Annotated in this window: 12 protein-coding genes; 4 read left to right on the top strand and 8 right to left on the bottom strand. The window is 65.5% G+C overall.

From position 1 onward, the window contains the following. Positions 1-75: 75 nt before the first annotated feature. Together CVM73_RS26045 and CVM73_RS26040 are read left to right on the top strand one after the other, a co-directional pair. Positions 76-420: a DUF952 domain-containing protein gene (locus tag CVM73_RS26045; RefSeq protein ID WP_100234688.1), complete on the top strand. Its 345-nt coding sequence runs from the start codon at positions 76-78 to the stop codon at positions 418-420. Further along, positions 417-1514, top strand: coding sequence for a quinone-dependent dihydroorotate dehydrogenase (locus CVM73_RS26040; protein ID WP_100234687.1), 1098 nt, complete (start codon positions 417-419; stop codon positions 1512-1514). The genes CVM73_RS26045 and CVM73_RS26040 overlap by 4 nt, the downstream gene beginning before the upstream one ends. A gap of 135 nt (positions 1515-1649) precedes the next feature. Here CVM73_RS26040 and CVM73_RS26035 read toward each other — a convergent pair whose 3' ends face one another. The 5 genes from CVM73_RS26035 to CVM73_RS26010 all read right to left on the bottom strand — a co-directional run bounded on the left by CVM73_RS26035 (position 1650) and on the right by CVM73_RS26010 (position 7072). Beyond that, positions 1650-2975, bottom strand: a complete 1326-nt coding sequence (locus CVM73_RS26035; protein ID WP_100234686.1) for an MATE family efflux transporter — start codon at positions 2973-2975, stop codon at positions 1650-1652. A gap of 1 nt (position 2976) precedes the next feature. After that, positions 2977-3711 (bottom strand): MBL fold metallo-hydrolase, encoded by a 735-nt coding sequence (locus CVM73_RS26030; RefSeq protein WP_100234685.1) that lies wholly within the window; start codon positions 3709-3711, stop codon positions 2977-2979. Between the two features lie 27 nt (positions 3712-3738). Beyond that, the gene (locus CVM73_RS26025; RefSeq protein WP_027575165.1) at positions 3739-4044 is read right to left on the bottom strand and encodes a DUF6460 domain-containing protein; all 306 of its coding nucleotides are present in this window, start codon (positions 4042-4044) and stop codon (positions 3739-3741) included. Positions 4045-4376: 332 nt separating this feature from the next. After that, positions 4377-6038 (bottom strand): ATP-dependent DNA ligase, encoded by a 1662-nt coding sequence (locus CVM73_RS26015; RefSeq protein ID WP_100234684.1) that lies wholly within the window; start codon positions 6036-6038, stop codon positions 4377-4379. Beyond that, on the bottom strand, positions 6035-7072 hold the full coding sequence (locus tag CVM73_RS26010; protein WP_100234712.1) for a ligase-associated DNA damage response exonuclease: 1038 nt from the start codon (positions 7070-7072) through the stop codon (positions 6035-6037). Before CVM73_RS26010 ends, CVM73_RS26015 begins: the two co-directional genes overlap by 4 nt. A 135-nt stretch (positions 7073-7207) precedes the next feature. Between CVM73_RS26010 and CVM73_RS26005 the strand changes: the two genes are divergently transcribed. Then, positions 7208-8134, top strand: a complete 927-nt coding sequence (locus CVM73_RS26005) for a class I SAM-dependent DNA methyltransferase (protein WP_100234711.1) — start codon at positions 7208-7210, stop codon at positions 8132-8134. Positions 8135-8249: 115 nt separating this feature from the next. Further along, positions 8250-9479 carry an ABC transporter substrate-binding protein gene (locus tag CVM73_RS26000; protein WP_100234683.1) on the top strand — a complete coding sequence of 410 codons (1230 nt, stop codon included), beginning with the start codon at positions 8250-8252 and terminating at the stop codon, positions 9477-9479. A gap of 75 nt (positions 9480-9554) precedes the next feature. Here CVM73_RS26000 and CVM73_RS25995 read toward each other — a convergent pair whose 3' ends face one another. The 3 genes from CVM73_RS25995 to CVM73_RS25985 all read right to left on the bottom strand — a co-directional run bounded on the left by CVM73_RS25995 (position 9555) and on the right by CVM73_RS25985 (position 12427). Continuing rightward, complete coding sequence (locus CVM73_RS25995; RefSeq protein ID WP_100234682.1) at positions 9555-10406, bottom strand: amidohydrolase family protein; 852 nt, start codon at positions 10404-10406, stop codon at positions 9555-9557. A gap of 3 nt (positions 10407-10409) precedes the next feature. Further along, positions 10410-11387, bottom strand: coding sequence for an aldo/keto reductase (locus CVM73_RS25990; protein ID WP_100234681.1), 978 nt, complete (start codon positions 11385-11387; stop codon positions 10410-10412). 107 nt (positions 11388-11494) lie between these two features. Further along, positions 11495-12427: a sugar-binding protein gene (locus tag CVM73_RS25985; protein ID WP_167407061.1), complete on the bottom strand. Its 933-nt coding sequence runs from the start codon at positions 12425-12427 to the stop codon at positions 11495-11497. Positions 12428-12508: the final 81 nt, after the last annotated feature.

The following is a 12508-nucleotide window of genomic DNA, read 5'->3' as shown; positions in this document are numbered from 1 at the left end:
GCGCCCGGGTTTTGAAGACCCGCGAGAGACGAAAAAACCCAAAAGACTCAAAGAACAAACAAGGCTGCGTAAGCGGTGGTCAAGATCTACAAAATCTGTCCGGCCTCGGCCTGGCGCGAGGCGGAACGGCAGGGTGTCTACCGCGGCAGCGCGGACGACGCGCGCGACGGGTTCATCCATTTCTCGACCGCCGCCCAGGTTCCCGAAACCCTGCGCAAGCACTATTTCGGGCAGCGTGCGCTGTTCCTGGTCGAGGTCGACGGCGATACGCTGGGTAGCGAATTGCGCTGGGAACGCTCGCGCAATGACGAGCTCTTCCCGCATCTCTATGGCGAGCTCGATCTCGGCGCAGTGATCGCGGTGATGAACCTCAACATGCGCTCCGACGGAGGTCACGATGTTCCGGAGCTCGCCCCGTGATCCGCGCGTTCGACGCCTTTTCGCTGCCGGTGCTGCGCTGGCTCGATCCCGAAGACGCGCATCGCCTCGCGATCCAGGGCCTGCGCTTCCTGCCACCGGTCAAGCCGCGCGCCGATGACCCCAAGCTCGCGGTGCGCGCCTTCGGGCTGAACTTTCCCAATCCGATCGGCATGGCCGCGGGCTTCGACAAGAGCGCCGAGGTCCCGGACGCGCTGCTGCGGCTCGGCTTCGGCTTCGTCGAGATCGGCTCGGTGACGCCGAAGCCGCAAGAAGGCAATCCGCGGCCGCGGCTGTTCCGGCTCGAGCGCGACGAGGCGATCATCAACCGCATGGGTTTCAACAATGACGGCGCGGAGGCAGCTCTGCGCCGGCTCGCCGCCCGCGCGCAGCACGGCGGCATCGTCGGCGTCAATGTCGGCGCCAACAAGGATTCGCCGGACCGCGTCGCCGACTACGTCAAGCTGATCGAGACCTTTGCGCCGGTGGCGAGCTATTTCACCGTCAACGTCTCCTCGCCGAACACGCCGGGCCTGCGCAATTTGCAGGAAGGCGCGCTGCTCGACGATCTCCTCGCACACGTGATCGACGCCCGCGAGCGGGTGCGTCAGAAGGCCGGCGACACGCCGGTGCTGCTCAAGATCGCGCCGGATTTGAGCCTCGCCCAGCTCGACGACATCGTGCAGGTCGCGCGCGCGCGCCGGGTCGACGGCATGATCGTGTCGAACACCACGATCGCGCGGCCGAGCACATTGCGTGATCAGATGCGGGCGAAGGAGCAAGGCGGCCTGTCCGGCCGGCCGCTATTCCGTCTGTCGACGCGCATGGTTGCCGAAACCTATGTGCGCGTCGAGGGTGCGTTCCCGCTGATCGGCGTCGGCGGCGTGGACTCGGGCGGCGCCGCGCTGACGAAGATCCGCGCCGGCGCCAGCCTGATCCAGCTCTATTCGTCGCTGGTCTACAAGGGTCTCGGCCTCGTCGACGAGATCAAGCGCGACCTGACCTCGACGCTGTTGCGAACGGGACGGGATTCGCTGTCCGATATCGTCGGCGCCGATGCTGCGACCCTCACGGCGGAAGACTGGCCCGGGATGTAGGGTGGTCTCGTGCCCCGGACGCAGCGCAGCGCTTCTTCAGCGATGCGCTGCAGAGCCGGGGCCCATGCGGCGGCGCTCTGGGTCCCGGCTCTGCGCAGCAGCGTTTCTCGCTGCAGCGCGTCCGGGACACGAGAGTTATGGTTTAGCGAACGTCATCCGATACAGCGCCGGATAGCGCGCGCCCTGCAGGCCACCCCGCGCGACATAGAACGCGATCAGCGCGCACCACAGTCCGGCATTGCCGAACGATTGCAGTCCGAACCAAATGCCGAAAAAGATTGCCAGCGAGGCCAGCATCAGGTTGCGCATCTCGCGCGCCCAGGTCGCGCCGACATAGATGCCGTCGAAGCCGAAGGCGAACACACCGGGGATCGGCGCAAGCACGATGAACGGCAGGAAGTCGCGCGCGGCGCCGCGGACGTCCTCACTGGCCGTCATGACATTGATCAGGTTGGGGCCGAACAGCGCGAACAGCACGGCGACGACCAGCGCGAAGCCGAGGCCCCAGAGCAGCACCAGTCTGGTCGAATCCGCAAATCCCTTGGCATCGCGCGCGCCGAGGGTGCGGCCACAGAGCTGCTGGGCTGCGTTGGCGAGGCCGTCGAGGAAAAAGGCGCTGACCAGGAGGAAATTGTTGAGGACGGAGTTCGCCGCCAGCGTGACGTCGCCGGCGCGCGCGCCCTTTGCGGTGAAGAACAGGAACACGGCGATCAGCGCCGCGGTGCGGATCAGGATGTCGGTATTCACCGCCAAGAGCCGCATCAGCTTGGCCCGATCGAACAGCGTCGCGCGGGGCACTTTGAAGCCGCCGGCAGCATAGCGGCGGCAGACGATCACGCCCAGCACGAAGCCTGTCACCTCCGACAGCAGCGCGGCGATGGCCGCGCCGGCGATGCCGGTATCGTAGACCAGCACCAGCAGGATCGTCGCGACCATGTTGATGAGGTTGATGGCGACCTGGAGCGCGAGCGCCGGATTGGCGCGGGCCTGCCCGACCAGCCAGCCGAGCACGACGTAGTTGGCGAAGGCGAATGGCGACGACCAGATTCGGATCATGAAGTAAGTCTTCGCGGCGCGGGTCACGCCTTCGCTGCCGCCCATCAGGTCGAACAGCACCGACGTCAGCGGCAGTTGCAACGTGATGAGCGCGGTGCCGATCAGGCCGGCAATGATGAAGCCGCGCACCAGGATCGCGGTCTGCTCGCGCGTCTCGCCGGCGCCCAGCGCCTGTGCGGTGAACGCGAGCGTGCTCATGCGCAGGAAGCCGAACAGCCAGAACAGGCAGTCGAAGATGACGGAGGCCATCGCGACGCCGCCGAGCAGCGCGGCATCGTCGAGCCGTCCGATCGCGGTGGTCGAGACCACGCCGATCAGCGGCGTGGTCAGGTTCGCGACCATCGCCGGTCCCGCGATGGCGAACACCTGGCGGGAGCCGATCCTGGGATGAACCGGTGCGTGCATCTCAGAACACGAGCACCATGCCGTCCTCTGCAGCGAGATGCTCGATGGCGTCCAGGCGCGACAGCACGTCGTCGCTCATATGAGTGAGGATAAGCCGCTTGGCGCCGATCGCGGGCAAATGCTGTTCCAAGGTCTTCAGGCTGAGATGGTTCTTGACCACCTTCTCGTACATATAAGCTTCCGCGATGAAAAGGTCCGCGCCATGCGCCAGCGGAATGAGCGTCTCCGTCCATTCGGTGTCGGCGCTGTAGGCGAGCGTGCGGCCCTCGGCCTCGACCCGATAGGCCAGGAAAGGCCCGCCGGATTCGCCGTGCACGACCGGGTAGGGTGTCACCGTTACCGCGCCGAAGCTTTGGCTTTGCTCGGGTACGAGGTCGACCACGTTCAGCTCGAAGCGCTGTTTGGTCTTCGAGGAGTGCTCGAACAGAGCCTCCATCACCTCTCGCAGCCGCCTCTCGATGCCCTGTGGACCCGCGATCGTCAGCGGCCGCGTCCGTCGTGAGAATTGCGCGTCGAGCAAGACAAACGGCAGCCCGGCAAAATGATCGCCGTGGAAATGCGTGATCAGGATCAGGTCGATCTCGTTGCGGTCGATCGCGAGCCGCTTCAGCGCCGGCAGAGCCGACGCGCCGCAATCGATCAGGAAGTTGGCTTCACGCCCCGAGACGTGGAAGCAGGTGTTGAGCCTGCCACCGGAGCCGAAGGCGTCACCGCAGCCAGCGAAACGCAGTTGCATCGGCTGCGCACTCCCTCAATCAAATCCTCACCGGCCGCGCGGCGCGCCGAAGACACGCGAGAGCAGCCAGATCGGAATCACGATGACCGCGCCGAGCAGGAAGTAGCGCCACAGCCAGTTCACGGCGTCGAAGCCGAGATCCCACAGACGCTGGAACAAGAGGCGAATGCTGTGGATGATGTTCCAGGGATCGAAGCCGATCGCGGCGAGCACGACGCCGACCAGGATCGAGAGCAGGACCAGCCGGAACGCGACCGCCAGCGGAGAGCCGCCGAGAAAGCGGTGCAGGCCGTCGCTGCGGCCGGCCGGCAAATCTCTGACGTCTTGGACCATCGCAAACTCCTCAGGGGGATTCGACCCATTATAGGGCACGGCGAGGCACATGGGGAACCCGCAACGAGGCGTCAATCGGGTTACGGGAGTTTAATTCGGGTAAGCGCCGCCAGAGCTTCCTGATGGCATGACGCTAGCCGCGGGCCTAACCTCTCCCGCTTGCGGGAGAGGTCGGCGCTCCCCGGGCGATGCGAAGCATCGTCCCGAGCGCCGGGTGAGGGCTCTCTCCTCTTGGGGAACCTCAATGACGAATCCCAATGCGGACACCCTCTCCCCACCCCTCTCCCGCAAGCGGGAGAGGGAGCGCATCGACGTCGTGGCGGCATCGAGCCTCACACCTCAATCTCCGCTGGCTCCGCTTTCAGCATCTTTTCCAGCGTCTCCAGCCGGTCGGCTTCCCGCGGCGGCTTGTCCCAGCGCAGGCGGCTGATGCGGGGAAAACGCATGGCGACGCCGGATTTATGCCGCGGCGAGCGCTGCAAGCCTTCGAACGCCACTTCCAGCACCAGCCCCTTGTCGCTCTCGTGCACGACATGACGCACGGGACCGAATTTCTCCGTGGTGTTGCGGCGGACGAAACGATCGATCTGCAGCAGCTCCTCGTCGGTGAAGCCGAAATAGGCCTTTCCGACCGGCACCAGCTCGTCGCCGGCATCACCTGCGGTCCAGACGCCAAACGTGTAGTCGGAGTAATAGGACGAGCGCTTGCCATGGCCGCGCTGCGCATACATCAACACGGCATCGATGATGTGCGGATCGCGCTTCCACTTCCACCATTGCCCCTTCGGCCGCCCCGGCAGATAGGGCGCATCGCGCCGCTTCAGCATCACGCCTTCGACGGCGTCCGCGTCTTCTCCGGCGCCGGCGCTTGCGGGATCGGCGCGGGCGGCGGTCAGCGCTTCCCAGCTTGCGAAGGGCACGGTGGGCGACAGGTCGATGCGGGGATCGCCAAGTTTGCCGATGAACCTCTCCAGATGTTCGCGCCGCTCGGCGAATGGCAGCTCGCGCAGATCGTTCTCGTCGTCGCCGAGCAGATCATAGGCGCGTAGGTGAATCGGAAACTCCTTGATCAGCTTCGGCGAGACGACCTTGCGGTTGAGCCGCTGCTGCAGAACGTTGAAGCTCTGCACGCGGCCTTCGCGCAGGATCAGCAGCTCGCCGTCGATGGCGCCGGGCAGGCGCAGCGACGGCACGAGATCCGGAAAGCTGCCGGTGATGTCCTCGCCGGTGCGCGAGTAGAGCCGCGCCGTGATGTGGCCGCGGTCGTCGCGGCCGGCGACCGCCTGCACGCGGATGCCGTCCCATTTCCATTCGGCGATGTAGTCGGCGGGGTCGAGCGCGGCGAAATCGCCGTCCTCGATCGCATGTGCGAGCATCACTGGGCGGAACGGTGCGGGATCGCGATTGACCGGCTTGTCGCCGCGGCCTTCCAGCCAGGCGAACAGGTCGAGATAGGGCGGTGCGAGTCCCGGCCAGATCAGCTCGATCTCATGCGGGTCCTTGTCGCCGAGCGCCGCGGCTGCGGTCTTGGCGAGGCGCGCGGAAATGCCGATCCGCAACGCGCCGGTGACAAGCTTCAAGAGGGCCCAGCGGCCCGTCTCGTCGAGCTCGTCGAGCCAGCGTTCGAGCTGCTTCGGCAACTCGGTCTTGCCGAGCGTGCGCAGCGTGGTGACGACTTCGGTGAGGGTTGGGGGCGGAGGATTGTTGTGAGCGGCCAACGACGCCTTCGGCCACATCAGCGCCACCGTCTCCGAGAGATCGCCGACGTAATCGTAGCTCAACCCGAACAGCACCTCATCCGTGCGCGCCGCGATGAGATCGCGGATCAGCGCCGGCTTGGCGTGCTTGAAACTGAGCGCGCCGGTCAGCGCCGCCAGCGCGTAGCCGCGATCGGGATCGCCGACCTCGCGAAAATAGCCGGTGATCAGCCGCAGCTTGTTGTTGCGGCCGGGCTCGTAGGCGAGGCGGTCTAGCAGCTCGGCGAAGCGGTTCATGCCTCGGCCTCGCCTTGAATGGGCGTCTCGCTCTCCTCCTCGTCGCCATAGCCGACGAGATCGAGCGGCTGCGCTTTCAGGCCCTTGCTCCGGCACCAATGCACCAGCGCATCTTCCTGGCCATGCGTGACCCAGATCTCGCCGGCGCCGGTCGCCGCGATGGTGGCGGTGAGGCCGTCCCAATCGGCGTGATCGGAGATCACCAGCGGCAATTCCACGCCGCGCTGCCGCGCGCGGGCACGCACACGCATCCATCCCGAGGCAAAGGCCGTAACGGGATCGGGAAAGCGGCGTGTCCAGAGATCGGATGTCGCCGACGGCGGCGCCAGCGTGATGGTGCCGGCGAGCGCCGCCTTCTTCGCTCCTTTCGCGGGCCTGAGCTCGCCGAGGTCGATGCCGCGACTCTGATAGTAATGCGTGATCGTCTCCATGGCGCCATGAAGGTAGATCGGCGCGTCATAGCCGACCGCACGGAGCAACGCGATCACACGCTGTGCCTTGCCGAGCGAATAGGCACCGACCAGATGCGCGCGTTCCGGAAACAGCGCGACGGAGGCCAGCAGCTTCCTCACCTCGTCGGCGGCGTCGCCATGCCGGAACACCGGCAGCCCGAACGTTGCCTCGGTGATGAAGACGTCGCAGGGCACCAGCTCGAAGGGCGTGCAGGTCGGATCGGGCGCGTCCTTGTAGTCACCGGAGGCGACGATGCAGGTGTCCTTGCAGGTCACGGCGATCTGTGCGGAGCCCAGCACGTGGCCGGCCGGGTGAAACTTGACGGTGACGTCGCCGAGCCGGATCTCCTCGCCATAGCGGATCGCTTGGGTCGATCCGGCAAAGTTCTCGCCGTAGCGCAGCCGCATCATATCGAGCGTTTCCTGCGTCGCCAGCACCGCGCCATGGCCGGCGCGGGCATGGTCGGAATGCCCGTGGGTGATCACGGCCCGCTCCACGGAGCGGACAGGGTCGATATGGAAGCCGCCGGGCTTGCAGCACAGGCCGGCGGCAACTGGCAGCAGGATGTCTTGCGGACGCATGTGCATCATATAGGAAGGGGCCGCTCCGAATTAAGCCGTCATGCGCGGGCTTGACCCGCGCATCCATCCTCTTAAAGAGTTGCTTTTTTGATGGATTGCCGGGTCGAGCCCGGCAATGACGATCCCGGTTCCAAGATGCCCTTGCGCCTATTCCTGACCTCCGGCGATCTCATGGCCGACCGCCGCTTCGAGTTCGCGCGCGACCTCCAGCTCAAGGGCGACCTGCCCGCCGCCGCCGACCTGCTGGAGCAGGCGATCGAGCTTGCGCCGAATTTCACTTCGGCCTGGTTCACGCTCGGCGAAATCCGCCAGCAGCTCGGCGAGCGCGATAAGGCCATCGCGGCGTTCCGTGAAGCGCGCCGATCCGATCCCGAAGACCAGCACGGCGCCGGCCTGCACCTGATGCGTCTCGGGGACGCGGAGATGGCCGAGATGCCCAAGGCCTATGTGCAGGCGCTGTTCGATCAATACGCGCCTCGGTTCGAGCATGCGCTGATCAACGATCTCGGCTATCGCGCGCCCGCGCTGATCTTCAAGGCGGTGCTGGCCGCGCGGGTCGCCGCGAAGAAGCCGGCCTACTTCAAGCGCACCATCGATCTCGGCTGCGGCACCGGCCTTGCGGCCGCCGCCTTCGCCAAGCAGGTCGACCATTTCATCGGCATCGATCTGTCGTCCGGCATGATCAAGGAGGCGCGCGCGACGAACCTCTATGCCGAGCTCGAAGTCGCCGACATGATCGAGGGCCTGCGCGGCAAGGCCGACGCCAGCGCGAACCTCGTCGTGGCCGCGGATGCGTTCGTCTATCTCTCCGATCTCGCACCGGTTCTGAGCGAATCGAGGCGCGTGCTCGTATCAGGCGGCGTGCTCGCCTTCACGCTGGAGACGCATGACGGCAATGGCGTCGTGCTCGGCGAAGGCCTGCGCTATGCCCATCCCGCGGAATATGTGCGCCGTGCGATCGCCAAGGCCGGGTTGAAGCTGCTGACACTGGAGCCAGCCTCGCCGCGCAACGAGAACAACGAGCCGGTGCGCGGCCTCGTCATCGTCGCCGAGAAAACTTGAGTCTAGGCGCTAGCGCCTTGCGATTTGAGCGTCATTGCGTCGCAAAGCCGCGACTTCCCACTTGCGAGCCGAACCGCGATGCCAGCACAATGCGCTCGCTAGGGAGAAACAAATAATGACGAAGAATCCATCGCGGCGCGATTTCAGCGCCGCCGCGCTCGCCACCATCGCCGCATCGACCTTGCCCGCGCCTTATGTCTGGGCTGCGGAGAAGAAATACGATGCCGGCGCCAGCGACACCGAGATCAAGATCGGTCAGACCGTGCCGCATTCCGGCCCCGGCTCGCTCTACGGCGTGCTCGGGCGCATCGGCGAAGCCTATTTCCAGATGCTGAACGAGAAGGGCGGCATCAACGGACGTAAGGTCAAATTCCTCACCATGGACGACGCCTACAGCGCGCCGAAATGCGTCGAGGCGACGCGGCGGCTGGTCGAGCAGGAAGAAGTGCTGGCGCTCTATGGCTCGCTCGGCACCGCGCCGCAGACCGCCGTGCACAAATACCTGAACTCCAAGGGCGTGCCGCAGCTGCTGCTCAACACCGGCGCGTCGAAGTGGAACAACCCGAAAGAGTTCAAATGGACGATGGCGGGCCTGCCGCTGTATCCGACCGAGGCGCGCATCCTGGCCCGGCACGTCGTCGCCGTGAAGCCGAATGCGAAGGTCGGCATCCTCTACCAGAACGACGATTTCGGCCGCGACTTCTTGGGACCGTTCAAGAAGGTGTTGGCCGATGCCGGCGGCACCGCGCAGGTGATCATGGAGCAGACCTACGATCTCACCGATCCGACCGTCGACTCCCAGCTCATCAATCTCTCGAAGTCGGGGGCCGACGTCTTCTACAACATCTCGACCGGCAAGGCGTCGTCGCAATCGATCCGGAAGGTGGCCGAGCTCGGCTGGAAGCCGCTGCAACTCTTGTCGGCGGGTTCGACCGGCCGCTCAATCCTCAATGCCGCGGGCCTCGAGAACGCCACCGGCATCGTCGCGATCCGCTATAACAAGGAGGTCGGCCTGCCGAAATGGGAGAAGGACCCCGACGTGATCGCGTTCGAGGAACTGCGCAAGAAGTACACACCGGCCATCGACCCCGACAACACCATCGCCTTCGCCGGCTACGGGCAGGCCGTGACCATGGGCGAGATCCTGCGCCGCTGCGGCGACGACCTCACCCGCGCCAACGTGCTGAAGCAGGCCTCGACGCTCGCGGGTTTCCACTCGCCCTATTTCCTCGATGGCGTCACCTACAGCTACACGCCCGAGAACTACACGCCGATGAAGACGCTGTTCATCTCCACCTTCACCGGCAAGGACTGGGACATCTCCGACAAGCCGATGTCGGAATAGGCTTGGCGCGGGTCCCGCCGTGGCTTCCCCTCTCCTGCTCTGCCAGGAGAGGCAGGAGGACGCCGGCGCTTCGCGCTAACCTGCGATCGCCAGCCGATACGCCCGCGCCGCGTTCATACCAAAAGCCTTCTCCCGCAGCTGCGGGCCAAGCCTCGCCAGGCAGGCCTCCAGCGCGCTCTTGATCTCGCCGTAGCTTCCCGCAAGCAGGCACACTGGCCAGTCCGAGCCGAAGATCAGCCTGTCCTCGCCAAAACATTTTGCGGCGTGCTCGACGAACGGAAACAGTCGTTCCGCATCCCAGTCGCCCCAAGCCGCCTCGGTCGCGAGCCCCGAGATCTTGCACCAGACATTGCCGCAAGCGGCTAACGCGGCGATGCGGTCGGCCCATTCGTCGCTGCCGCCATCCGCGATCGGCGGCTTGGCGGCGTGATCGAGCACGAAGCGCGCTTGCGGAAAGGCCTGCGCTGTTGCGATCGCCGCCGGCAGCTCGCGGGCACGGACGAGGAAATCGTAAGCGAGATCGCGGGCGAACAATGCGGTGAGGCCGCGCTGAACATCCTCGCGAAGCAGCCAATCGGGATCGGCCTCGTCGTGGACCTGGTGGCGGATGCCGACCAGCTTGCCGCCGCCGGGCAGAGCGCGCAGCCGATGAAGCGTTTCGTCAAGCGCACCATCGGTCAGGTCGGCCCAGCCGACCACACCGACGACGAAGGGATTTGCCTGCGCGATGCGCAAGAACTGCTCGGTCTCTTCCAGGGCGGAGCGGCACTGCACCACGATGCTGGCGTCGATGCCGTTTGCTTTCAGCAAAGGCGCGAGATCGGCAGGACCGAAAGCGCGACGGATTGGCGCGAGCTCGTCCGCCGCCATCCAGGGATAGTCGGCGCGCGCCGGATCCCAGAAATGCTGGTGGCTGTCGATGATCATGCCTTACGCTCCGCCGGGAAGTGGCGCCCGCGCATCGACGAGCTTTCGTGCACGCAACTCCTGCCAGAACGCGGCGGGCACCGCCTTCTCCGACATCGCGATGTTGTCGGCGACTTCCGCGGCATTGCGCGCACCTAACACGGCGACCGTCACTGCCGGATGCGCCATGCAGAACTGCAGCGCGGCGGCTTTCAGCTCCGTGTCGTGCCTGCGGCAGAGTTCATCGAGCTCGAGCGCACGCGCGACGAGCGCCGCATCGGCATCCTGATAGTTGAACTTCGCGCCGGTCCGCGGATTGGCCAAGATGCCGCTGTTGTAGATGCCGCCGAGCAGGATGCCGATGTTCCTGGCCTGGCAGAGCGGAAACAGCGTCTCCAGCGCGCCCTGGTCGAGCAGCGTGTAGCGCCCGGCGAGCAGGAAGCAGTCGACCGGCACGGCCTCGGCAAAGCGAACCATCATCTCCGATTGGTTCATGCCGGCGCCGATCGCCTTGACCGTGCCGCCCTCACGCAACCGCTGGAGCGCGCGGAAGGCGCCGGTGACGGCCTCGTCATAATGGTCGTCGGGATCATGCACGAGCAGGACGTCGACGCGGTCGAGCCCAAGGCGCGTCAGGCTCTCCTCGACCGATCGCATCACGCCGTCATAACTGAAATCGAACACCGGCCGCTCGCGCGGTGTGCCCTTGTAGTGCTCGTCCTCGGCGGCAGCGCCATCCGGTGCGCGCAGCAGACGGCCAACCTTGGTCGAGATGGCGTAGGAGTCCCGCTTTTGTTGCCGCAGGAATGCACCAACCCGCCGCTCCGCCAGGCCAAAGCCGTAGAGCGGCGCGGTATCGAAGAAGCGGATTCCGGCAGACCAGGCACGTGCGAGCGTCGCTTCTGCATCGGCATCGCTGACGGGGGTGAACAATCCGCCGAGCGGGGCGGAACCGAGGCCGAGTGAGGTGACGTCGAGAGCGCCGAGCCGTGACCTTTTCATTCCCATTGCCTTCCAGCGGTCTTCTTCCAAACAATCCAAATCATCTCTCCCGCTTGCGCAAACCGCAAGCGGGAGAGACATGCAGGAGCACGGGGCTGGCGGCGCTCCTACTTCAACATCTGCGCGACGTTATCCTTGGTGACGAGATCGAGGCCGGTGTAGACGATCTCCGGCACCTTCTCGCCCTTCTTGATGGCAAGCAGCGTATCCATCGCCTTCTCGCCCATCTCGAACGGACGCTGGCCGACCAGCGCATTGGCATAGCCGTCACGCAGCAGCTCGAGCTGCATCTTCAGCGTATCGGCGACGACCAGCGTGAACTTGCCGGAATCGATGTCCTTCTTGTTGCGGGAGGCAAAGGCCTTGAAGCCTTCGGGGGCGAACATTGGCCAGCCGCCGATGGGAACGATAGCGGCGAGGTCGGGCGTTGCGGTGCGCATGTCCGTCATCTGCTGGACCGCGAGCGCAGGATCGTCGTTGCAGAATGTCGGGGAGCCCGCGACCTCGACCCATTTCGAGCCCTTCAGCGCCTCGCGCACGCCGTCGACGCGCTCGGCGAGGTTCTTGGCACCGGGGCCGCCCGAAACCATCGCGTATTTGCCGCCGTCGGGCCGCATTTTCAGCAATTGCTTGCCGAGAGCCAGGCCGAACTCCTTGTTGTTGGTGCCGATATAGGCGATGCGCTTGGAGCCCGGGGCATCGGCGTCGAAGGTGATGACGGGGATGCCGGCGGCGGTCGCCGCCTCGATCGACTTGGTCATGGCCGCGACGTCCGCAACCGAGATGGCAAGCCCGTCGACCTTCTGGGTGATGAAGTCCTGGATGATCTGGGCCTGCGTCGCCGGCTCATGCTCCACCGGTCCCTTGTAGATGCACTCGATGTTGCCGAGCTCCTTGGCGCGCTTCAGGCAGCCGTCGCGAGCGAAGTCGAAGAACGGATTGTTCATCGCCTTGGGCACGATCACGAAGCGGTAGTTCGCAGCGAATGTCGGCGTCGCCATCATCGCAACGGCGATGCCGGCAAGAAGCAGTTTCCTCATTGTCTCCTCCACCCTTGTTTGGTGCCCATCCTTTCGAAAGCGCCCGGGAAGCGGACAGGCGGCATTTTCGTTACCTTCCCG

Source organism: Bradyrhizobium forestalis (genome assembly GCF_002795245.1).
Classification (GTDB): Bacteria; Pseudomonadota; Alphaproteobacteria; order Rhizobiales; family Xanthobacteraceae; genus Bradyrhizobium; species Bradyrhizobium forestalis.
The sequence above is the reverse complement of the archived record's forward strand: the minus strand, read 5'-3'. Positions and strand labels throughout refer to the sequence as shown.